At 37.7% G+C, this 21,918-nt stretch carries 23 protein-coding genes; 21 read left to right on the top strand and 2 right to left on the bottom strand.

Annotation, left to right across the window (positions count from 1 at the left end):
* Window positions 1-205 precede the first annotated feature (205 nt).
* The 14 genes from V7097_RS15720 to V7097_RS15655 all read left to right on the top strand — a co-directional run bounded on the left by V7097_RS15720 (window position 206) and on the right by V7097_RS15655 (window position 11,710).
* On the top strand, window positions 206-757 hold the full coding sequence (locus tag V7097_RS15720) for an RNA polymerase sigma factor (protein WP_335704579.1): 552 nt from the start codon (window positions 206-208) through the stop codon (window positions 755-757).
* Entirely contained in the window at window positions 723-2,171 is a 1,449-nt protein-coding gene (locus V7097_RS15715) for a hypothetical protein (RefSeq protein ID WP_335704578.1), read from the top strand. Before V7097_RS15720 ends, V7097_RS15715 begins: the two co-directional genes overlap by 35 nt.
* Window positions 2,172-2,740: 569 nt before the next feature.
* Complete coding sequence (locus V7097_RS15710) at window positions 2,741-3,106, top strand: hypothetical protein (protein WP_335704577.1); 366 nt, start codon at window positions 2,741-2,743, stop codon at window positions 3,104-3,106.
* 244 nt (window positions 3,107-3,350) lie between these two features.
* Complete coding sequence (locus V7097_RS15705) at window positions 3,351-4,193, top strand: phosphate ABC transporter substrate-binding protein (protein ID WP_335704576.1); 843 nt, start codon at window positions 3,351-3,353, stop codon at window positions 4,191-4,193.
* A gap of 49 nt (window positions 4,194-4,242) precedes the next feature.
* Entirely contained in the window at window positions 4,243-5,139 is an 897-nt protein-coding gene (gene pstC, locus V7097_RS15700; protein WP_335704575.1) for a phosphate ABC transporter permease subunit PstC, read from the top strand.
* A 1-nt stretch (window position 5,140) separates the two neighbouring features.
* Window positions 5,141-5,965: a phosphate ABC transporter permease PstA gene (pstA, locus tag V7097_RS15695; RefSeq protein WP_335704574.1), complete on the top strand. Its 825-nt coding sequence runs from the start codon at window positions 5,141-5,143 to the stop codon at window positions 5,963-5,965.
* Window positions 5,966-6,197: 232 nt separating this feature from the next.
* Window positions 6,198-6,980, top strand: coding sequence for a phosphate ABC transporter ATP-binding protein PstB (pstB, locus tag V7097_RS15690; protein WP_335704582.1), 783 nt, complete (start codon window positions 6,198-6,200; stop codon window positions 6,978-6,980).
* Window positions 6,981-7,043: 63 nt separating this feature from the next.
* Window positions 7,044-7,700: a phosphate signaling complex protein PhoU gene (gene phoU, locus V7097_RS15685; RefSeq protein WP_335704573.1), complete on the top strand. Its 657-nt coding sequence runs from the start codon at window positions 7,044-7,046 to the stop codon at window positions 7,698-7,700.
* A 130-nt stretch (window positions 7,701-7,830) separates the two neighbouring features.
* Window positions 7,831-9,366 (top strand): carboxypeptidase M32, encoded by a 1,536-nt coding sequence (locus V7097_RS15680; RefSeq protein WP_335704572.1) that lies wholly within the window; start codon window positions 7,831-7,833, stop codon window positions 9,364-9,366.
* Window positions 9,367-9,485: 119 nt separating this feature from the next.
* Window positions 9,486-9,863, top strand: coding sequence for a hypothetical protein (locus tag V7097_RS15675; RefSeq protein WP_335704571.1), 378 nt, complete (start codon window positions 9,486-9,488; stop codon window positions 9,861-9,863).
* Window positions 9,850-10,377: an RNA polymerase sigma factor gene (locus tag V7097_RS15670; RefSeq protein ID WP_335704570.1), complete on the top strand. Its 528-nt coding sequence runs from the start codon at window positions 9,850-9,852 to the stop codon at window positions 10,375-10,377. The genes V7097_RS15675 and V7097_RS15670 overlap by 14 nt, the downstream gene beginning before the upstream one ends.
* Window positions 10,374-10,604, top strand: a complete 231-nt coding sequence (locus tag V7097_RS15665; protein WP_335704569.1) for a hypothetical protein — start codon at window positions 10,374-10,376, stop codon at window positions 10,602-10,604. Before V7097_RS15670 ends, V7097_RS15665 begins: the two co-directional genes overlap by 4 nt.
* Before the next feature lie 208 nt (window positions 10,605-10,812).
* Window positions 10,813-11,379, top strand: coding sequence for an NADPH-dependent FMN reductase (locus V7097_RS15660; protein WP_335704568.1), 567 nt, complete (start codon window positions 10,813-10,815; stop codon window positions 11,377-11,379).
* Between the two features lie 25 nt (window positions 11,380-11,404).
* Entirely contained in the window at window positions 11,405-11,710 is a 306-nt protein-coding gene (locus V7097_RS15655; protein ID WP_335704567.1) for a monooxygenase, read from the top strand.
* 28 nt (window positions 11,711-11,738) lie between these two features.
* Here the strand turns inward: V7097_RS15655 and V7097_RS15650 are convergent, their stop codons facing one another.
* On the bottom strand, window positions 11,739-12,122 hold the full coding sequence (locus V7097_RS15650; protein ID WP_335704566.1) for an SLAP domain-containing protein: 384 nt from the start codon (window positions 12,120-12,122) through the stop codon (window positions 11,739-11,741).
* Between the two features lie 174 nt (window positions 12,123-12,296).
* On the bottom strand, window positions 12,297-13,067 hold the full coding sequence (locus tag V7097_RS15645) for a polysaccharide deacetylase family protein (RefSeq protein ID WP_438824244.1): 771 nt from the start codon (window positions 13,065-13,067) through the stop codon (window positions 12,297-12,299).
* Window positions 13,068-13,345: 278 nt separating this feature from the next.
* Between V7097_RS15645 and V7097_RS15640 the strand changes: the two genes are divergently transcribed.
* From V7097_RS15640 to V7097_RS15610, 7 genes are all read left to right on the top strand, one after another.
* Window positions 13,346-14,890, top strand: a complete 1,545-nt coding sequence (locus tag V7097_RS15640) for a spore germination protein (RefSeq protein ID WP_335704565.1) — start codon at window positions 13,346-13,348, stop codon at window positions 14,888-14,890.
* Window positions 14,887-15,987: a GerAB/ArcD/ProY family transporter gene (locus V7097_RS15635; protein WP_335704564.1), complete on the top strand. Its 1,101-nt coding sequence runs from the start codon at window positions 14,887-14,889 to the stop codon at window positions 15,985-15,987. The genes V7097_RS15640 and V7097_RS15635 overlap by 4 nt, the downstream gene beginning before the upstream one ends.
* Window positions 15,984-17,114, top strand: coding sequence for a Ger(x)C family spore germination protein (locus tag V7097_RS15630; protein ID WP_335704563.1), 1,131 nt, complete (start codon window positions 15,984-15,986; stop codon window positions 17,112-17,114). The genes V7097_RS15635 and V7097_RS15630 overlap by 4 nt, the downstream gene beginning before the upstream one ends.
* 201 nt (window positions 17,115-17,315) lie before the next feature.
* Window positions 17,316-18,011, top strand: coding sequence for a response regulator transcription factor (locus V7097_RS15625; protein ID WP_335704562.1), 696 nt, complete (start codon window positions 17,316-17,318; stop codon window positions 18,009-18,011).
* Entirely contained in the window at window positions 18,008-19,012 is a 1,005-nt protein-coding gene (locus tag V7097_RS15620) for a sensor histidine kinase (protein ID WP_335704561.1), read from the top strand. The genes V7097_RS15625 and V7097_RS15620 overlap by 4 nt, the downstream gene beginning before the upstream one ends.
* Window positions 19,013-19,103: 91 nt before the next feature.
* Window positions 19,104-19,859 (top strand): ABC transporter ATP-binding protein, encoded by a 756-nt coding sequence (locus V7097_RS15615; protein WP_335704560.1) that lies wholly within the window; start codon window positions 19,104-19,106, stop codon window positions 19,857-19,859.
* Window positions 19,856-21,787, top strand: a complete 1,932-nt coding sequence (locus V7097_RS15610) for an ABC transporter permease (RefSeq protein WP_335704559.1) — start codon at window positions 19,856-19,858, stop codon at window positions 21,785-21,787. Before V7097_RS15615 ends, V7097_RS15610 begins: the two co-directional genes overlap by 4 nt.
* Window positions 21,788-21,918: the final 131 nt, after the last annotated feature.

Genomic DNA, 21,918 nt, shown 5'->3' with positions numbered 1-21,918 from the left:
TTTTGTCGACACTCTGAAAAGAGAAACGGCTACTGCCGTTTCTCTTTTTGCTTTATAGGGAAAAGTGGATAGCCCCCATGTGATAACCTAGTCAGTTTTGCTGAAGAAGGATTATCACAATGGAATGAAGAAATAAACTAAATATTTAAGAGAGTTTGAAACAAAATGTAATGAAACTCGACTTGTTAGTGAAGGGGGGATTTAATTGAGTAGCGGGTTGGATATAGAAAGCTTATATAGAGAATTTCATTTAGATATTTATCATTTTTCTTTATATTTTTCGAGTAACAAACAGGATGCAGAAGATATTACACAGGAAACGTTTATAAAAGCAATCCGAAATAGTCATACACTGAGGGATCATAATCGTGCAAAGTATTGGTTACTCTCGATCGCGCGGCACACGGCAATCGACCATCTACGAAAAAAGAAACTGAAGTCTACATTACCTGAATTACTAGAAAAATTGACAAACCATGATAAAAAGGATTCGTTGGATGATCATCTTCTATTCAAGGAGCAATGGCAGGAAATTCAAAGTGCCCTACTTAGAATAAAGCCTCATTATCGCAGTTTACTCATTTTACGGGGAATTCAGGAAATGACAATTAAGGAGACGGCCGAAATATTGAAGTGTTCCGAATTAAAGGTGCGTGTAGACTTTTTTCGTGCTGTAAAGATTTTGAAAAAGGAACTACATGTATTGGAAGGAGTGAATGAAGATGAAAAATACCGAAAATCTAACTCAAGAGGCTAAACAGCTGCTTCGTCCAATTAAAGAAAGGCCAGACTTAGTACCAAGTCAAGATTTTGTGAATGAATTACATGATCGAATCATGTTGGAAGGAGCAAAGAAAAAGCCAAGCGTGAAGGTATTTCCCTTACTTGCAGGTGCAGCAGTCCTTCTGATTCTGCCGTTACTCATTTTAACATCGTTGTTTGAAAATGAAGAAACAAAGGCATTTGTGATTGAGGAGACCTCAAACATTCAATTGGTGGATACGATTGAATATGGAGAAGGGGATGGAGAAATCGGTCCATCTGTTGCACATGGTATGAACTCAGTTAGTAGTTTTGATATTCAGAATGGAATCTTATATCTTTTAGATGGAGCAAGGTTTCAGGTAGTGATTAGGGATCGTGATGGAAATACAACATCATTTCCTATTCAAAAAAAGCAAAATATGGTCGGTGTTCTTGAAGATATATTGGTCACAAAGGAAGAGGATATTTATATTTTAAACTCAGGGGAAGATAGTGTTTATCAATACAAGGCCAATGGTGATCTAACCCATATTTATGATTTATCACAACTAGATTTATTTTTCCCAGACTCATTATCTGAATTTGAAAATAATGAAATTGTCGTTAGTCAAAATCAAGAGAAATTTGCGAGCTTAAAAACAATGAGTTTCATAGAGGACGAGAAACTGCCTTTTCATTTTAAAGGAGTGAATCGTAAGGAAAGTCGATTGGTACTCAATGATGAAGGAAAACAGACTGAGTTTACCTTGTTCTCAGATTTAGGACTTGGCAATGTGGCTTTAAAAGAGGTGAAGGATGAACAAGTTATTTATATGCAGACTGTTACTCCTGCTGTAAACACTCCTACCTCAGAGACACATATATTTGGACTTAATAAGGATGGGACTAGACTTGGAGGTGTGCGTATCCCAGATGAAATCTTTATCGAAAAACCCCAACGAATGGAGCGATATATAAAAACAGATCGAAATAAAATCTATCTTCTTATTCCTGAAAATGAGCGTGTAGCCTTATATAAAGTAACCTTAGGAAAAAAATATGATAGCTTTATCGAGGAACAGGTAGAAAAAGTCAATATTGGCTTTGATTATCAAACGTTTGGGAAGCCTTTTCCGGAATTAGAAGAGGAAATTAACAAGCTATTAAAAAATGGAAAAATCAAATTTGGGAATGAAGATTCATTGAATGGAGTAGCAATTGATGAACATGGAACGGTAGTGATCGATTTTAAAGAATTCTTGGTAGGAAGTCCTGCAAGTGCTGAATCACAAGACTTATTTATGGCACTTAATTCCGCAACCTTTGAGAAATTCCCAGAAATACAACAAATCTATTTTCAATTTGATGGTAGCTTTAGCGCATGGGTTCATTGGTTAGAAAGTATTGAAGAACCTTGGAAAAGATAAGACATCCAATAAATAAACAAAATAGTATGTAAAGAAATAATGAACGATTATTCGGCAAGGCTGCATTTATACGAAAAATGCAGCCAAATCTTTTTAGTAGTTTGGTTTAACTTCTTACATGACTGTGACTTTCCTCTCCTCTTCTTACACATTCAATTTTGTTAGCTTAGTAAATCGTAAAGGTACGAGGAAGGAAATCAAATATTTGAAAAAGCCGGCTTTACACCAAGTATTGCTTTCGAAGGTGAAGAACTATCGGTTATTTTACAATTGGTTAATGAAGGAACAGGCATTTCGTTTATCTTTAAAAATTCATTTTTTTAGACAATGTAAAGTTATTAAAGATTACACACCCTATTTGCTCACAAACGGTGGGGATTGCATGGCATAAAAAAAGAAAGAATTCATTTGTTGTTGATAGTTTTCGTGATTTTGCCATTTCATATTTGAAAGATGACATAATTTAAGCAATGTGACAGGGGATAACAAACATCCCATTTTTTTATTGGCACCGCCTTGGATAGAGACACATACACTATTGTGCAGACTACTCGAGGAGGAGAGAAAAAGTGGATAGACAATTTGGAATGTACGGTGTTTCCCCTGGTCAAACTATGCAGCCTTTTCCAGTTGGATATAATCCTGGACAAAGTTACCATCATGGCCATGAAAGTTATCATCCGGTTCATGTGCATCACCATGGCCATGGAGGTTATCATCCGGTTCATGTGTATCACCATGGTCATGGAGTAATTATTCCAGGTCATGTGTATCACCATGGTCATGGAGTATTTATTCCAGGTCATGTGTATCACCACGGTCATAGCATGCATCACGGTCATAGCATGCATCATGGTCATAGCATGCATCATGGCCATAGCATGCATCATGGCCATAGCATGCACTATCCTGGCCATAGCATGACTCATAGATAATCGGAACATGGGAAGAACAACGAGGGATCTAATCTCTCGTTTTTTGTTTTTCTATCATAAATTTCACCCAATATAGCATATTAAGTACTCATACATATCCCTGTCCAGATGGTAATTTTTACATTAATTTAAAACCAGATTAATAAAATTTACAAAACCTTTACAAAACATTCAATGAATCTTTACATACAGAGTTTATTCTTTACATGTCGAATAAAATCGATTACCTTGGAGGTTTTAAAAAATGACGTTAAAAAGAAGAACATTGCTGGTACTAATGGTGTTACTCTTAACAGCCATTTTATCAGCATGTGGAAATAGTAATACTGATGGGGAAGAATCATCAAATAAAGGTTCTGCAACTGTTTCTGTTTCGGGATCCACGTCAGTAGGACCCTTAGCTGAAAAGATTGCTGTAAAGTTTCAAGATGCAAGTAATGTAAAAGTTGAAATAAATCAAATTGGATCTTCAGCAGGAATAACGAATGCAATAAGTGGAGTATCCGAAATCGGAATGTCCTCTCGTGATTTAAAAGAGGAAGAAAAAGCAAGTGGTCTAGTTGAGACGATTATTGCCTACGATGGAATTGTTGTAGTGACACATCCTAGCAATAAAGTGAAAAACCTTACGATGGAACAAGTGAAAGATGTATTTACTGGTAAAGTTACAAATTGGAAAAAGCTTGGTGGCGATGACATGGAAATTGTCGTTGTTTCTAGGGAAGATGGCTCTGGTTCTCGAGATGCCTTTCAAGAAATAGTAGATTATTCTTCAGGGGAATTAGTAAGAAGTGCCATTATTGCAAGTGGTAACGGAAATATTAAAACGACAGTAGCAGGCAATAAGCATGCGGTAGGATTTATTTCATTTGAATATATTGATTCCTCCATTTCTACAATCGATATTAATGGAGTCGAGGCAACGGCGGAAAATGTGTTGCAGCAAAAATATAGCCTGTCACGACCATTTTTATTTGTACACAAAGAGGATCAAATTACCGATGCTGGAAAGCAGTATATCGACTATATTTTAAGCCCGGATGGTCAAGCAATTGTTGCTGAAACAGGAGCTATTCCTATTAAATAATTGTACGAAAAAGGAACTACAAGTATAAAAGATTCATGGAGGAATACGTATGTCACGGCAACCTGAAAAGGGAAATTCAAATAAGAGGAAGTACATACTAGAGAAGCTGTCATCTAGATTATTTCAGTTTTGTGCACTTCTTTCAGTTATCAGTTTATTATTAATCGTCGGATTTGTATTTTATAAAGGTTCACTCCCGTTTCTAGTAGAGGGTTATAGCTTTTTTGACTTTCTATTTGGAGTCGATTGGGTTCCGAGTGAGGACAAATTTGGCATATGGCCAATGATTGTAGCATCCATTTACGCAACAATCGGTGCCTTGGTAATTGGAGTGCCGATTGGTTTATTTACAGCTATTTTCTTAGCTGAAATTGCACCAAAAAGTGTTGCAAGATTCATTTCACCAGCTGTACAGCTGTTGGCTGGGATCCCATCCGTTTTATACGGTGTATTTGGATTAGCACTTATCGTCCCGTTTTTACAAAATCAATTAAACCTAGTAAAAGGACAAAGCTTAATTGCGGTTATCCTTGTGCTAGCGATCATGATGCTTCCAACTATTGTTACGGTTGCTGAAACAGCCATTCGTGCCGTTCCAAAAACATACCGTGAAGGATCATTGGCATTAGGGACATCTCAGATTGAGACAATCTTTAAGGTTGTTGTTCCAGCAGCAAAGTCTGGGATTATGGCAGCCATTGTTTTAGGTTTAGGTAGAGCAATCGGTGAAACGATGGCGGTTATCTTAGTGGCAGGAAACAGTTTGATTGTACCAACAAGCCTAACAGACAGTGTGCGTCCGTTAACAACTAATATTGCATTAGAAATGGGTTATGCATTTGGTACTCACCAGGAGATGTTATTTGCAACAGGTATAGTGTTATTCTCGTTTATATTAATCTTGAATTTTGTATTAGCAAAAATCAGTTCGAAGGGTGGTAAGTAAGTTGAGAAAGCTTAAAGATAATTTGTTCCGTGGACTTCTTTGGGGAGCGGCTTTCTTGACTGTTGCCGTACTCGTCATGATTGTTGGCTATATCTTTTTCAAGGGATATCCATTAATCAACTTTAATTTTATTTTTGGTGACTATTCCCCTACGGGTGGCGGTGGAATTTGGCCGATGGTGATTACGACGATTTATACAATTGTGATCTCATTAATCATCGCGACTCCAATTGGAATTTTCGCTGCTGTCTATTTGCAGGAGTATGCACAACAAGGTCGAATGGTAAATATGATTCGTTTTGCAACGGAAAGCTTAACAGGGATTCCGTCAATTATTTATGGATTATTTGGAGCTGTATTTTTTGTGACAACCTTAAAAATGGGTATGTCCATCATAGCAGCCTCCTTAACATTAACGATTATCGTATTGCCTGTCATTATCCGAACTACAGAAGAATCGTTAAAAACAGTTCCTCACTCATATCGGGAAGGGTCACTAGCCTTGGGAACGACAAAGCTACAAACATTAATTAAAGTCATTTTACCAAGTGCGATGCCTGGAATCCTATCTGGTATTATTCTCTCGATTGGAAGAATTGTTGGTGAGTCAGCTGCGATCTTTTTAACAGCTGGAACAGTTGCTGCGATGCCTTCAAGCATCTTCTCATCGGCACGTACATTAACAGTTCATTCGTTCTTGGTTACGCAGGAGTCAGGTGACATTGCATTAGCTTCGGCAGTAGGAATTGTCTTAATCGTGATTATTCTAGCGTTGAATCTAACGGCAACGTTTATCTCGAAAAAGTTAAATAAAGCGGATTACTAACTTTTATTCAGCATGGGTTAATACCCCGTCTGAAATTAAGGAACTCAGACTAAGAACGCCACGTCCTGTGGCAACGTCTGAGTGACCCACATCGTGTGGGCCTAAGCCTTCGGCGGATGCCACGATTTTTCAAAGGAAATTTTTCGAGTCGGAAAAAATCGGGCGCAAATACGCCAAGGCGCATTTGATAAGAAGAGGTGTTAACATGAGCACAAAAGGGATTAAAGTAAAGATGAATAATTCACTAATAAATGAATCAAATAAAGAAGTTAAAATCAGTGTTAAGGATCTTAATTTGTTTTATGGAGAAAAACAAGCACTGTACTCCATTTCACTTGATATACATGCAAACGAGGTTACAGCCTTAATTGGTCCATCTGGATGTGGTAAATCAACTTTCTTACGTACATTAAACCGCATGAATGATTTAATTGATGGCGTAAAAATTGGTGGTAATATTCTGATTGACAATGAGGATATATACAAAAACTCAGATGTGATAAAATTAAGAACAAAAGTAGGAATGGTTTTTCAAAAGGCAAATCTATTTCCAATGAGTATTTATGACAATGTTGCCTATGGTCCAAGAGCGCAGGGTATTAAAAGTAAAAAAGAGCTAAATGAAATTGTAGAAAGTAGCTTGCGTGGTGCGGCAATCTGGGATGAAGTGAAGGATCGTCTGAAAACATCTGCACTTGGACTTTCTGGTGGTCAGCAGCAACGTGTGTGTATCGCACGTGCTATCGCGATGAAGCCGGATGTTATCCTAATGGATGAGCCTACCTCCGCTTTAGACCCGATCTCTACGTTGAAAGTAGAAGAACTGATTGAAAACATGAAGAAGGATTACACGATCGTAATTGTTACCCATAATATGCAACAAGCAGCACGAGTCTCAGATAAAACTGCATTTTTCCTTAGCGGAGAAGTCGTCGAATTTGATGAAACCAATAAAATCTTTTCGGTGCCAAGCGACCAAAGAACGGAAGATTATATTACAGGGCGATTCGGGTAAGGGAGACAGAGGGACTTACTTCTAGTCCTCGCGTCCCAACGGTTAATATTTGGAGGGTGAAAAATGGTTGTTCGTGAAAACTTTGAGAAAAAATTAGATGAACTACAAGCTAAAATGAATACAATGGGCGACTTGGCTACATCATCACTTGAAAAAGCGTTTGAAGCGTTAAAAACAAAAGATGTGGAATTAGCATTAAAAGTCATTGAGGAAGATGAGGTTGTGGATAATCTTGATACTGAAATTAATCACTTTATCATCTGGCTTTTGGCGAAAGAGCAACCTGTCGCTAGAGACTTGCGTAGAATCATCGGAGCTTTAAAAATCTGTTCGGAAATAGAGCGAATTGCAGATTTTGGCGTGAATATTGCAAAATCGACGATCAAAATCGGGAATGCCGATTCATTAGTGAATATCTCCATTCTTGAAAAAATGAAGGATATCTCAATTAAGATGCTTCAAAAGGGATTACAATCATTTATAAATGAAGATATTGTGCTTGCCAAAGAAGTTAGTGAATTGGATGACGAGGTTGATCAATTTAGTGGCGAGGCCTATAAATTAATCACGAGCTATTTAAAAGAACACCCAGAAGAAACAGACTATTTAGTGCAATTATTATTGATTAATCGCTACCTTGAACGAACAGCTGACCATATTACAAACATCGCAGAAAGCGCAGCCTATCTAATCAAAGGTCAAATGTATGATTTGAACTAATAAGATGTGAAGAGAGCCATTGTGCTCTCTTTTTTTGTGTAAAATTAACATCGTATTGTCAATTTTCTAAATTTAACTATAATTAAATATGTTGGCTGGGTAAAATATTCTCGATACAAGGGGGAAGAGTATGTCGATTACACAAGGATTAAACACTAAGCTTCAAGATAAGGTAAAACAATTTAAAGAATTAGATCAAAAAATCACGCATCTAAATAGCGTGTTAGCTCTTGCAGGTTGGGATCAAAAAGTAATGGCCCCGAAAAAAGGGCGCTCTTTGTTTGCAAATTCCATCGGAACATTATCTACCGAAATCTTTAAATTATCCATCTCTACAGAAATGGGGGAGCTACTTGAGGCATTAAGCGCTGAAGATGTGTATCCCCAATTAGATGATGTAACCAAAGCAACTGTACGTGAAAGGAATAACTTCTACCAACAATCAAAAAGCATTCCATCTGAATTGTACAATGAATATATCGTGTTAACCTCGAATGCAAATGATGCTTGGGAAGAAGCGAGAGAAACAAATAATTTTGAGGTTTTTTTGCCATATCTCGAACGAATTGTTGAAATTAAAAAGCAATTTACTGAGTATTACGGGTATGAGGGACATCCTTATAATGCCTTATTAAATGAATTTGAGCCCGGATTGACTGTGGAAAAGCTAGACCCACTTTTTGCAGAGTTGCGAAAAAGCAGTATCGATTTATTAGAACGAATCCATCTGTCATCTTCTAAACCAAATGGCGAAATTTTTGAGAAGCTTTACGATGCCAATACTCAGAAAGAGTTTAACCAATTCCTTCTTCCGCGAATTGGATTTGACATGAATGCCGGCCGACTTGACGAGACAGTGCATCCATTTGCTCAATCCATTAATACAGGGGATGTTAGAATCACAACTCGCTATCTCGAAGACAATGTTCGTTCTGCAATCTTTGGTACAATCCATGAAGCAGGACATGGTATTTATGAGCAAAATATTAACCCTGAATTAGAAGGAACCTCCATCTGTGGCGGAGCATCCTTTGGAATTCATGAATCTCAATCTAGATTTTTAGAGAATATGGTTGGTCGCAGTGAAGAGTTTTGGAAGTTCTTCTACCAAGACCTACAAAATCATTTCCCTGATCAATTAGGAAGTCTAGACATAAAAGGTTTTACTCGTGCAATCAATATTGTGGAACCTTCCTACATTCGTGTGGAGGCAGATGAATTAACATACAATCTACATATCATGCTCCGTTATGAAATTGAAAAAGGTCTTATCAGCGGCGATATTGCAGTAAAGGACCTTCCACATGTATGGAATGAAAAGATGAAAGAATATCTGGGGATCGTACCTCCAACTGACACATTAGGTGTACTACAAGATGTTCATTGGTCATTTGGTGGCTTAGGGTACTTCCCATCTTACTCATTAGGAAACTTATATGCTGCACAAATTTTGAATACTATTAAAAAAGAACTTCCAGACTTCAATGGCCATATTGAAAGAGGAGAATTTAATGTCATTCAAAATTGGCTAAAAGAAAAAATACACCAATACGGAGTCATTTATACTCCTGATGAATTAATCAAGAAAGTCACAGGCGAAAGCTTAAATGCTTCTTATCTAGTAAATTACCTAGAAGAAAAATATGTAAAGGTCTATCAACTTTAAAAACTTTGATGGCGATTCTTCTCAAAAGAAGGTCGCCTTTTTTAACTCTAAATAAAAATGAACCTTTCCCTTCCTTCAATAGTATAAGAAGTAAGAACAAAAGTGAGGGAGTGTAAAAAATGACAACAATCATAGGGTGGGTTGTTAGTTCTGTTGTAGTTGCCATTCTTGGATCGGTTTTCGCGATAGTGATTGGTTCTATGAATAAGATGGTTGTTCGTGATCATAAGGGAGGTATTGATTTTACGAAATCAAACATCTATTTTTATTGGTCCAGATGGGATACGATTATTACGATATCGGCTGTGTATACATTTTTATGCATCACGGGGCTTTTGGTTTTTCTTTTACGAGGGGACAATATCAATAGTCCGATTATCCAGTTTTTCATCCATCAAACGGTTATCTTCAGCATGATTACATTTATTTGGTTCATTACAAAGCTTGCTTATGTATATAAAGGAATAAAAGAGCGGTGGTCTGATGAGTTACAGTAGGGCAGAGGAAGCAATCCTGCAGTTTCAAACAGGGGACAAGGAAGCATTGGAAATCATTTACAATGTCTATAAAGCCCCTGTGTATCAGTTTGTTTTCCGGTACACGAACAACGAACAGCTCAGCATCGACCTCGTTCAGGACACCTTTGAAAAGTTGCAGCGAAAATTTCATCAATTTGATCCTGAAAAAGGAAAGTTCAAGACTTACCTATATCAGATTGCCTATAACACGATGATGACGAAGCTGAGGCGACAGAGCTTATTTCGTACCTTATTACCGATTCTGGCAGAACGACATCCACATCACGAAAATCCCGATGAAAAATTAACCGTTCAAACCGCAATTCAATCGCTTCCGGAGGATTTACGGGCAATTGTGTTGCTGACCTACTACCACGATCTTACACAAAAAGAAATCTCCATGATTCTGCACATCCCAGTCGGAACGGTAAAATCCAAACTGCATCGTGCGTTGAAAAAATTGAGAGAAGAATTAGAGGTGAACGACGATTGAATCACGATCAAATTGAAAAAGAATTAAAAGAAAAGCTCGATCAATTCACTATTGAAGTTCCAGACTTCCCAATGAAAAAATCAAGACTAGATCGAATGGCAAACTGGTTTTTTAATCCTGTGTCAATTCCGTTCCCAGAAGCTGGCTATAAAAAGGGTGCTTTTCTATCAATTTCATGGCTACCTGTATTGTTATTACCATTAACGTTTGTGCTTTTCACTTTCTGAAAAAGAGATGATTGGGGTAGCTGTTGTTATTTTAACTGCGGTTTTGAATTTTGTACTTCAAAAACCGAACCCGTTATGATTTGGGAGTCTTTTTAGACACTTTTTTAAAAATGTTGGATAAGCAACAAAACCAATTTACTGTTGGTGTCCTCCTGTTTTCGTACTTGTTATAGTAAAGGTACATCATAAACATTAGGAGGAGAAAACAATGGTTAAAATCGGTATTATTACAGGAAGTACAAGGGATTCAAGAGTAAACCTACAAGTTGCAGAATGGGTGAAATCTATCGCGGACAAAAGAACGGATGATGCACAATATGAATTGGTAGATATTAAGGATTATAATCTACCAAAATTTAATGAACCGATTCCGGCGATTATGTCACAGGATTATCAAGCACCAGAAGCACATGCTTGGTCAGAAAAAATTAAAAGCCTAGATGGATTTATTTTTGTCACTCCAGAGTATAATAAAGCTATTACCTCTGGCTTAAAGGATGCAATTGATTATTTATACGTTGAGTGGAATCATAAAGCAGCGGGAATTGTAAGCTACGGCTCAACTTTAGGTGTAACAGCTGCAAATGATTTACGTCTTATTTTAACGGTACCAAAGGTAGCAACTGTTGGACCTTCAGTAGCGATGAGCCTATTCACAGATTTCCAAGATATGAGTAAATTTAATCCAGCACCTTTCCATGAGGACTCCTTAAATAAGACATTAGACGATGTTGTCGCTTGGTCTACTGCATTGAAAACAGTAAGAATTTCATAATTTTAAGTCAAAAAGGAGAATTTCCATGCCGTACGTATTACAGGTAGATTTTAAAATGGATGGACCATTTGGGGATGAGATGGCAGCTGCGTTTACGGATCTAGCGAAAAGTATTAAAGAGGAACCAGGCTTCATCTGGAAAATTTGGACAGAGAATCCCGAAGTGAAAGAAGCGGGTGGGATCTATTTATTTGAGACAAAAGATACCGCTGAAAAATATCTCGACATGCATACGAAACGATTAGGTAGCTTTGGGATAAATGGTGTAAACGGAAAAATCTTTGCCATCAATTCAAAACTTACCGAAATCACGAATGGTCCGGTAAAATAAAAACGGAGAAGTGGATTCTAAATAGAGTCTACTTCTCTTTTTTTAGTCTTAGTGTGGCGAGTTCGAGGGAGTTTGGGACCTCAAAATCAACCGGAAAAATAAATGTCCACGGCATGCTGGTTTCAGGTGGTACTAGGAGAGCAGGAAGGGTAAATTTGTGCTCGGCTATCAGTTTATCCTCAATCCAAAATTGTACCAGTGAATTTGCAAAAACGAGATTTTGTTCAGTTTTATTATGAACGATTGCTGTGACTAACCGTTCATTCTTGTGATTAACCGCAATCCGGACGATAGTGAATGTAATTCCCGTGTCTTGGTTCGCAATTCCCTCATGAAAAATATGTTCTATTTCTTCTCGATCTTTTTGCGAAATCGTACGTTCCCAGGCCTCTTCAAAAACTAGTTTTTGCATAACCTCACCTCTTGTTGAGTTCATTATATCAAATATTATTTTCAATCAAAATAAGAAGATGAGGAAGGCTTCGTATGGAGTAATCATCCTGAATTTCACGCGTTATCGATACTTGTAAGAAAAGGGTAATCAGATTTTCTGGATAACTTCTATAGTTGTTCGAATATGTTTTCTTCACTCATTTTTCGTTTTATGAATTTTCTTTGCATTCTCCTGCATTTGAATCTTAATTAAATCATTAATCGTCACAAACCGATAACCCTGATTTTGAAGGTCTGGTAAGATTTTTCCCAGTGCTTTCACGGTCTGTGCTCTATTTCCGCCGCCATCATGGAACAGAATAATATTCCCTTCTTTTGATCCCTTTAAAACCGTATTCGCAATTTTATTCACACCTGGATTTTTCCAGTCTTCTGTATCTTGGTGCCATGACCACATGACAACTTTAAAACCGACCTTTACAATTTCATCTATCAAGGCATCGGTATATTGTCCTTCGACTGGTCGAAATAGGGTTGGATTGTAACCAGTTATGCTGTAAATGGTGTCATTTGTTTGTTTAACCTCTTTCATGATCCTTGAAACATTCGTACTGTAAGGATGTGTATAAGTATGATTCGCTAATTCATGTCCATCTTCGTACATTCGTAATACAATATCTGGATTTTTTTCTGCATTTTCACCGACAATAAAAAAAGTCCCTTTTGCATCGTATTGTTCAAGCAAATCCAAAATGTCCGTGGTGTGCTTTTTATGTGGACCATCGTCAAACGTCAAGGCAACCACTTTTTCCTTTGTTTTAATATCCCAAATAATCAGTCCTGCTTCTTCATAAAATTTTCGTCCGCGATCTGCTAAAACGATCCCACCCTTGCTGTCATTAACGTAAAAAATCGCAACACCTATAAGGAACAAGCCAAGTATCGATAATCCCACTTTTTGCACAATAACACTTCCCTTATTTTTACTTTGCTGTGATTAATTATTTGTTAACTTCACTAAAAAAATGTACCTAATATTTGCGTATATTGCTCATAGCTGTTTAATATTTGTATTCGGTTTCTTTGAATAAACTTATAGAAGGAAAAAATTTAATCATCCTACCCATTAATGTATATTTCATTCGACAAATTTCGGATGGTGACAGGCATTTTCTGGGTAATATGTATGATTTTTCAGGCTATGAAGCAAACTAAAACATCATATTGTAGGTGGGTTTTCGTATGTCTTTTTTTAAGAAATATAAGAAGGAAAATCAGCAACAACCATCAACCCTTATAGGGAATTCAGACCCCAATAAAGAACTAATTACTCAGCAATTACTAGATAACATTGCTAAAATACAAAGCATATTCACTAATACACCTGATTTGGTTGTGACAAACCTTGTGATTAAACAAACAAATGCTACCAGTGCACTCGTCTATTTAAGTGGGCTAACGGATAGTACAAAAATCAATGAGGATGTTTTAAAACCATTGTTATTTCAGTCATATGGGGATAACCAGGGTTCCACACCAAAGGTATCAATCGGTCAAATAAAGGAAACAAATACTTGGTCACAAATCACAGACGGAATTTTACAAGGGAAAAGTGTGTTATTTGTGGATCAAAATCCAGTGGCATTCCTTTTAGATACGGGGAAATGGCCGGAACGTTCACTTGAAGATACACCAATTGAGTCTTCCGTTTATGCAGAACATATCGGATTTACTGAAGCAGGAAGTACAAACATTGCACTCATACGAAAGCATATTCAAAATCCAAATTTGAAAATAAAAGAACACAGCATTGGAGAAAGAGGGAAAACAAATGTCTCCATTTTGTATTTGGAAGATGTTGCTAATCGGAATTTGCTAAAGGAACTTGAAACCCGGATTAAAAAGATTAAGGTTGATAGTATTTTAAATTGTGGAGTATTAGCAGAATACATAGAGGATAATCCCTATTCACCATTCCCGCAATTACTTATAACAGAGCGTACTGATTTTGCAACTTCAGAAATGTTAGATGGAAGAATTGTGGTCGTGGTTGATGGGTCTCCAAATGTTTTGGTGGCTCCAACGACATTCTTTTCCTTTTTTAAAAGCATGGATGATTATACGTCACGCTGGTTTGTCGCCTCCTTCTTGCGACTATTAAGATATTTAGGTTTTTTTATGGCGATCTTTCTTCCGGCGACGTATATCGCGGTCATTGCCTTTCATTTTGAGGTGATTCCATTAAAATTGCTCTTATCCATTGGAGTGTCAAGAGAACGTGTACCATTTCCTCCGTTCATTGAAGCTTTAATTATGGAGATAACCTTGGAGATGCTACGAGAGGCCGGAATTCGACTCCCTGCAAAAATCGGACAAACAGTCGGAATCGTTGGTGGTATTGTCATTGGACAGGCCGCAGTGCAGGCCGGTATCGTTAGTAATATTATGGTCATTGTTGTTGCGTTAACAGCAGTTGCCTCTTTTATCATTCCAAATTATCAAATGGGGGCATCGATACGGCTTGTTCGATTTCCGATGATGATCACGGCTTCTCTATTTGGTTTTGTTGGCTTGAGTGTAGGTTTCATGACATTACTTGTCCATCTGATTGAGTTAAAATCACTTGGCATATCTTATTCGAGTCCTGTTTCACCATTGCGATTTCAAGATTGGAAGGATTTATTTATTCGATTCCCACAATGGTCTATTATGAAACGTCCAGTTAGTTCCATGGCAGTGCAAATGAAAAAAGCAGATTCTAGTCGTCCAAAGGGTGACAAAAAATGATGAATGTAAAAGGAAAACAAATCACATTAGTGCAATTCATCTTATTAATTCATGGTGTTCAAATGGGTGTCGGTGTACTTACCTTACCTCGCGATTTAGCAGAAAATGCGGGTACAGATGGTTGGATTCCCATAATATTCGGGTGGTTCATTGCTGTAGTTTCTAGTTTAATTATTATTCAAATTATGAAAAAACACCCTAATGGAACGATACTTGACCTATTGACATTTTACTTTGGTAAGTGGATAGGTAAAGTGGGTGGTTTGATCTTTTCATGGTATTTTGGTCTTTTAGCCTTCTATACGTTTACAACGGAAGCTATATTTATTCAAGCTTGGATCTTACCGCGAACATCCATATATTTACTGATCTTATTACTATCTATCCCTTCATATTTATTGGTCCGTAACAATATTCAAATTCTAGGCAGATATTCGGTGGTTGTCTTTTTTGCTACAATTTGGACCATCATATTTTATATGATTCCTGTAAAAGATGGCCAATTCTTAAATTTGCTCCCTATTTTAAAGGAAGGCTGGCATCCAGTCATTAAAACTTTAAAATTAACCATTGTCACATATGTTGGCTTTGAAATCGCCTTTTTCCTTTATCCATTTTTACAAAAGAAGGAATCTGCATCACTCGGAGTTATAATTGCGAATACAATTACAATGTTAGCCTATTTGTTGATTACGCTTGTGGCATTTGTGGTTTTTAGTCCAGATGAAATTACAAAATTTAATGAACCAACCATCACCCTCCTGAAGATCATTGAACTTAAATTTATCGAACGATTAGAGATTGTATTATTCTCATTTTATATATTTGTGATGTCTACGAAAGTCCTACCACTTATGTTCATGTCTGTGTTTAGTACAAGCTGGGTATTTGGAAAAGAGGACCACACAAAACCGTTATTTTGGTTCCTAGTATTTAGTGTTATTTATGTTTTTTTGTTTCCTCCTTCCGTAAATATAGATTTGAAGTGGCGAACGGAATTACAAACACTAACTATAGTCTTTGCCTATGCTTTCCCCGTATGTTTATGGGCATATGTCGTCATACATGGCTTTTTTAAAAGGAGGAGCTTGAAATGAAACGTTGGTTCCGTAATTTTTTGTTCATTTCACTTTTAATGATGCTCACAAGTTGTGGATACCAAGTTCCTTTAGAAGATACGACGATTGTCTTCATCTTGGGGATTGATCTTGATGATGACAATAACCTCATTTTTTATGAGTCCAGCCCTGTATTTAGTAAGGGAGCAAAGGCGCAAACGGAAACATATCACACAAAAGCTGATACACTCCGAGATTCTCGAAAGTATTTTGACGCAGTGACAAGTGGCGAGGTTTCAGGTGCAAAAATCCAACTCCTCTTATTGGGAAAACGGGTTGTGGAACATGAAGACTGGTTTCCTCTATTAGATACAATGTATCGGAACAGTAATTTTTCGCTTAATACTAGAGTGGTCATTGTGGACGGTCAAGTATCGGATATCATCGACTATAAGCCGAAAAGCAATGCACAGCTAGTGATGTATTTGAAGAATGTCATTGATAAAAATCATAGACGAACAAGGACGGAGAAAGGGACCCTCCAACAGCTCCATTCTGAGTTTTATGAGAGGGGAGTGACACCTGCTTTATCCAATGTGAAAAAGGTTAAAAGGGTTGAGGTAATTGGAACCGCATTGCTTAATAATCGTGGAAAATATGTAGATACTCTTAATTTACCGGAATCAACATTATTCCTTTTTTTAAAGTATAATCGCAAACATCCAATCAGTTACACGACAATCACAATACCGACTGAAAAAGAGGGAGGAATTTTTCATAAGAACGATCTGAGTTTTGAAGTGAAAAGTGTGAAGTCTAAAATTAAAACATCACATGAGATGGACAGGTTTAAATTTGATGTCAAAATCTCCATGTCCATCGTTATTCTCGAAAGTTTATTATCTGTAGATATGAATTCCGAGGAAATGAAATTCAAGAAAACAATTGAGGAACGGTTGAAAACGGATTATGAAAAACTGTTTAAAAAAATTCAAGATCATAAAATTGACCCAATTGGATTTGGAGTATACGCCCGAGCCTATCAATACAATCAATATAAAAAAGTAGAAGATAACTGGGGTGAAGCCTTATCAGAAGCTGACATTAATGTGTCTGTTGAAATAGATATTAAGGGCATGGGCACAGTCAACAAAACGAGTAAGTAACCATAGGGACGGTTCTCCTGGTTCCACCGGGATAAATTTCGACCCGAGATATCGAAGCCTGAATCCGTAATAGGGTTCAGGCTTCTTGTGGTAGTTTATGGTATTATTATAGAGGAGTATGACCCTAGATCAGGGCAGTAATTCTCATAAAATGGTGGGGAGCGGGGGGCTGTCCCCCTGTCCCAGATAGATGGTGGTAGTGTGTTTAAGATTTTGTTGATTGAAGATGATGTGACGTTGTTTAACGAGATTCGGGAGCGGTTGTCACAGTGGTTATATGAAGTGTATGGCATTAAGGATTTTGCCAATGTAATAAAAGAGTTTTCGAGTATCCAGCCAGACTTGGTCATTATAGATATTCAATTACCGAAGTTTGATGGTTTCCACTGGTGTAGGATGATTCGAACGCATTCAAAGGTCCCGATTATTTTTCTATCCTCGAGGGACCATCCGACAGATATGGTGATGTCGATGCAGCTTGGTGCCGATGATTTTGTTCAGAAGCCGTTTCATTTTGATGTCCTTATCGCGAAGATTCAGGCCGTCCTTAGACGAGTCTACAACTACAGCCTTGAGCAGCAAATTCATCTAAAAGTTTGGAATGGGGCTTCTGTTGATTACGTGAAAAATACCGTGCAAAATAATGCTGGAGCAATTGAGTTAACGAAAAATGAAATGTTCATTTTGAAAATCCTACTCGAGTCTAGTAATCACATCGTCAGCCGCGAGGAATTAATTAAAAGCCTATGGGATGACGAACGTTTTGTCAGTGACAACACTCTGACAGTTAATGTCAACCGTTTAAGAAAACGACTCGAAGAAATCGGTCTAGGCCAATATATAGAAACAAAAGTCGGACAAGGGTATTTGGCAAGGGAAGAGGATGGCACAAAATGATGAAGAAATTTCTCGTCGAAAGGCGCAGTTGGTTCCTATTTTTCTGTTTCCTCCAGGTGTTTATCCTGTTGATTGGATATCTCGATCCGTCCCTTTCATTTCGTTCTATGCTCTATATTATTTTTGTCTTTTTCGTGATTTTTACTATATTTCTCATCATTCGCTACAATCGGGAAGTTTCTTTTTATAAAAATATAGGGGAATGGGATCCGACCGCCGGTGTTGATAGTCTCCAAGAAGGAAATACACCTTTTGAAAAAATAATAGAATCCACTCTCAAACATCAACATCAATTTTACATAAAAGAAATTAGCCGTCACGCAACAAGTGTCGAGCAGGAAAAGGATGAGTTATTATCCTGGATTCATGAAGTAAAGACCCCACTTACAACGATGAAATTAATGATTGAAAGAGTCGAAGATCACAAGTTAAAAGAACAATTAATGTCTGAATGGCTGCGGGTTCATCTCCTTCTCGACCAACAATTACATCACCGTCGAATGCCTTTCATGGAAAATGACCTTTATATCGAAAAGGTCGATTTGGAAAAATTGATTATTCCAGAAATCCGAAGCTTACAATCATGGTGCTTTCAAAAAGGAATCGGTTTTAATATGTCGTTTGAGGTTTCAGAAGTGTACTCTGAGGGGAAATGGCTTCAATTTATTTTACGACAACTTTTAACCAATGCGGTGAAATACAGTGAAAATGCCGATATCGACATTCGAAGCTATCGGAAAAATGAAGCAGTCATTCTAGAAATTCAGGATTACGGACGAGGAATCAAGGAAAAGGATCTTCCACGCATTTTTGAAAAAGGCTTCACGTCTACAACCGATCATCGGGATCATGCCGCAACTGGCATGGGACTTTACCTTACACAAAATGCGGCTAAGCCGTTAAAAATTCGAATGGATGTCCATTCTAAATATGGAGAAGGTACGACTTTTACCTTAACGTTTCCAAAGAAGAACGATTTCCTCAAGCTTACAAGCATGTGACAAAAGTGTCACATGCTTTCATGTTTTGTTCGACGATTCGAAGGAAAAAGGGCCGAATCATGTCTAAGATAGAGATAAGGAGTTGATAAGATTGAATATTTTAGAGGCTAATAAAATTGTAAAAACATACGGAAACAAGTGGAATCGCCAAGAGGTTTTAAAAGGAATTGATATAGAAGTAAAAAAGGGGGAGTTTGTCGGGATTATGGGTCCGTCAGGCTCTGGTAAAACGACTTTGCTAAACGTACTTTCATCCATTGACAGTACGAGTTCGGGTTCAATTCAAGTGGAAGGCAAGGAATTCACGAGCATGAAGGATAAGGAACTAGCCGAGTTTCGAAAACGCCACCTAGGGTTTATTTTTCAAGAATATCATTTACTCGATACATTAACGGTAAAAGAAAATATTATGCTACCACTCACAGTTAACAAGATTTCCCCGAAAGCCGCGCAAATCATGTTTGAGGATGTGGCGAACGAATTAGGTATTTTTGAGGTGAAGGATAAGTATCCAAATGAAATTTCAGGTGGTCAAAAGCAGCGAACTTCAGCAGCACGTGCTTTCGTTCATGAGCCTAGCATTATTTTTGCGGATGAACCAACGGGTGCGCTAGATTCGAAATCTGCCTCAGATTTACTGAACAAATTAAGTGACTTAAACGAAAAACGAGAATCCACGATTGTGATGGTCACCCATGATCCGCAAGCAGCAAGCTATTGCAGCCGCGTCATTTTTATCAGAGATGGGCAAATTTTCACGAAATTAAATCGTGGTGATGAGAGCAGACAGGCCTTCTTCAACGATATCATTAAGACACAAGCTGTGTTAGGTGGGGTGGGAGCATGAGCTTCAAAAGCCTCATCTTTCGAAATCTAGTAAAGAACATCAAAAACTATTATTTATATGTGTTTGCGCTAATCTTTAGTGTTGCCTTGTATTTTGCCTTTGTGACGTTGCAGTATGACCCAGCGATGGATGTAACAGAGGGTTCGATTAAAGGGGCTGCAGCGTTGAAAGCTGCGTCCGTCATGCTAATTGCCATCGTTATGGTTTTCCTTGTCTATGCCAATACGTTGTTTATTAAGCGTCGTGGTAAGGAAATTGGGTTGTTCCAGCTTGTCGGAATTTCTAAAAGAAAGACTTTTTGGATTTTAAGTGTTGAAAATATGATTCTGTATTTTGGCTCGATGATCATTGGAGTTTTTCTTGGATTTGTTTCCTCGAAACTCGTAATGATGATTCTCTTGAAAATTATCGGAATTGAAGAGGTTGCGAAATTGCGGTTTTCAACAGAAGCACTCGTTCAAACCGTGATCGTGTTTGCGGCCATTTATGTGTTAATCATGGCAATGAATGCGTTGTTTATCAAAAGACAACAAATTTTATCATTGTTCCATACCTCTTCAACAACAGAGGAGCGAAAGCGGAAGGTCTCTGTGCTCGAAGTCATTATGGGGATACTCGGGCTCGGGCTTATTGTCTTTGGCTATTATTTGTCTACAGAATTATTTAATGGCAACTTTAAAATGATGGAGCAAATGTTTATGGTCATGCTGGCGATTCTTGCTTCCGTGATCATCGGAACATATTTCTTTTACAAGGGCTCGATTCGATTTATTTTCAATCTGATTCGAAAAAAAGATAACGGATATCTGTCGGTTAATAAAGTGTTGTCTTTATCTTCGATTATGTTTCGGATGAGATCAAATTCAGTATTGCTAACCGTGATTACAACCGTTTCTGCATTGGCTCTCGGGTTGTTATCTCTCACTTACATTTCCTATTATTCAGCTGAAAAGGCAGCAGGAGAGGCTGTGGTCGATGACTTTTCGGTTCCAAATGAGGAGCGCGCGAAACAATTTACGGATCTGCTGGAAGATGAGCAAATTGGCTATACGAAAACTGAAATTGATTTGATGAGTGTGAATACGGATTTATCGAATGTCTTAGAGGTTGAGGGGGAGGAGTTACTCACAGCTCCGATGACAGTAGTGTCAGACCGTTTTGTCGAGGATATTGATGTGGCTGAAAATGAATCTGTGTTCGTTAATAGTAACTCAGCGATGCAAGCATTTTTTACTTTTAAAACAGGTTCAATCACGATGTCCGGCAAAACCAAAACGTTCGAGTTGGATTTTGTAAAATATGAAGAAAAACGCTTGCTTCCATTACGTTTAACAGGCGGTGGATTCCCAGTTGCCGTTGTCGATGACAAGGTGTACCAACAATTAGCGGCAGATGTTGACCCAGAAGTAGTGACTGAGTTTCCAAAATATGTCGGATTTAATATTGACAAAAGATCAGAGTTAAAAGAAGCCAATCAAATCTTCAATGATTCAGAATTAGGACAATGGGCCGGACATCAGTCCCAGCTAGATGTTCTTACGATGCAAAAACAAAACATGGGCTTTATCATGTTTATCGTCGGCTTTCTTGGATTGACGTTCTTAATTACATCAGGTTGCATCCTCTATTTCAAGCAAATGGATGAAGGCGAGGAGGAAAAAGGTAGTTACACGATTTTACGTAAACTAGGGTTTACAAGAACGGATCTATTAAACGGAATCAAGGCGAAGCAATTATTTAACTTTGGCATTCCGTTAATCGTTGGGCTATGCCATAGCTACTTTGCCGTAAAATCGGGTTGGTTCTTCTTCGGAACCGAGCTATGGACACCGATGATCATCGTTATGGTGTTCTATACGTTGCTCTACTCCGTCTTTGGGATTCTATCAGTCATGTACTATAAGAAGTTGATAAAAGAAGCGTTGTAGAACGGGGTCGATTTCCTGATAAAAAGGGAATCGGCTTTTTTGTGTTTGATTGAATTTCGTGGTTTTAGTTGTCGTGTAAGCATGAAGGGTACTTCGAGGGAAGAGTTCAGCGGAAATCCCCTTCATAAGCC

It is taken from the genome of Bacillus sp. JJ1562, from assembly GCF_036962705.1.
Taxonomy (GTDB): domain Bacteria; phylum Bacillota; class Bacilli; order Bacillales; family Bacillaceae_L; genus Ferdinandcohnia.
This window is presented reverse-complemented; position numbering and strand designations above follow the sequence as displayed.

What these genes read in the sequence shown, in the direction of transcription:
- V7097_RS15715 (WP_335704578.1), top strand. Translation starts at nt 723, where the DNA reads ATGAAAAATACCGAAAATCTAACTCAAGAGGCTAAACAGCTGCTTCGT.
- V7097_RS15705 (WP_335704576.1), top strand. Translation starts at nt 3,351, where the DNA reads ATGACGTTAAAAAGAAGAACATTGCTGGTACTAATGGTGTTACTCTTA.
- pstC (WP_335704575.1), top strand. Translation starts at nt 4,243, where the DNA reads ATGTCACGGCAACCTGAAAAGGGAAATTCAAATAAGAGGAAGTACATA.
- pstB (WP_335704582.1), top strand. Translation starts at nt 6,198, where the DNA reads ATGAATAATTCACTAATAAATGAATCAAATAAAGAAGTTAAAATCAGT.
- phoU (WP_335704573.1), top strand. Translation starts at nt 7,044, where the DNA reads ATGGTTGTTCGTGAAAACTTTGAGAAAAAATTAGATGAACTACAAGCT.
- V7097_RS15680 (WP_335704572.1), top strand. Translation starts at nt 7,831, where the DNA reads ATGTCGATTACACAAGGATTAAACACTAAGCTTCAAGATAAGGTAAAA.
- V7097_RS15675 (WP_335704571.1), top strand. Translation starts at nt 9,486, where the DNA reads ATGACAACAATCATAGGGTGGGTTGTTAGTTCTGTTGTAGTTGCCATT.
- V7097_RS15670 (WP_335704570.1), top strand. Translation starts at nt 9,850, where the DNA reads ATGAGTTACAGTAGGGCAGAGGAAGCAATCCTGCAGTTTCAAACAGGG.
- V7097_RS15660 (WP_335704568.1), top strand. Translation starts at nt 10,813, where the DNA reads ATGGTTAAAATCGGTATTATTACAGGAAGTACAAGGGATTCAAGAGTA.
- V7097_RS15655 (WP_335704567.1), top strand. Translation starts at nt 11,405, where the DNA reads ATGCCGTACGTATTACAGGTAGATTTTAAAATGGATGGACCATTTGGG.
- V7097_RS15650 (WP_335704566.1), bottom strand. Translation starts at nt 12,122, where the DNA reads ATGCAAAAACTAGTTTTTGAAGAGGCCTGGGAACGTACGATTTCGCAA.
- V7097_RS15640 (WP_335704565.1), top strand. Translation starts at nt 13,346, where the DNA reads ATGTCTTTTTTTAAGAAATATAAGAAGGAAAATCAGCAACAACCATCA.
- V7097_RS15635 (WP_335704564.1), top strand. Translation starts at nt 14,887, where the DNA reads ATGATGAATGTAAAAGGAAAACAAATCACATTAGTGCAATTCATCTTA.
- V7097_RS15630 (WP_335704563.1), top strand. Translation starts at nt 15,984, where the DNA reads ATGAAACGTTGGTTCCGTAATTTTTTGTTCATTTCACTTTTAATGATG.
- V7097_RS15620 (WP_335704561.1), top strand. Translation starts at nt 18,008, where the DNA reads ATGATGAAGAAATTTCTCGTCGAAAGGCGCAGTTGGTTCCTATTTTTC.
- V7097_RS15610 (WP_335704559.1), top strand. Translation starts at nt 19,856, where the DNA reads ATGAGCTTCAAAAGCCTCATCTTTCGAAATCTAGTAAAGAACATCAAA.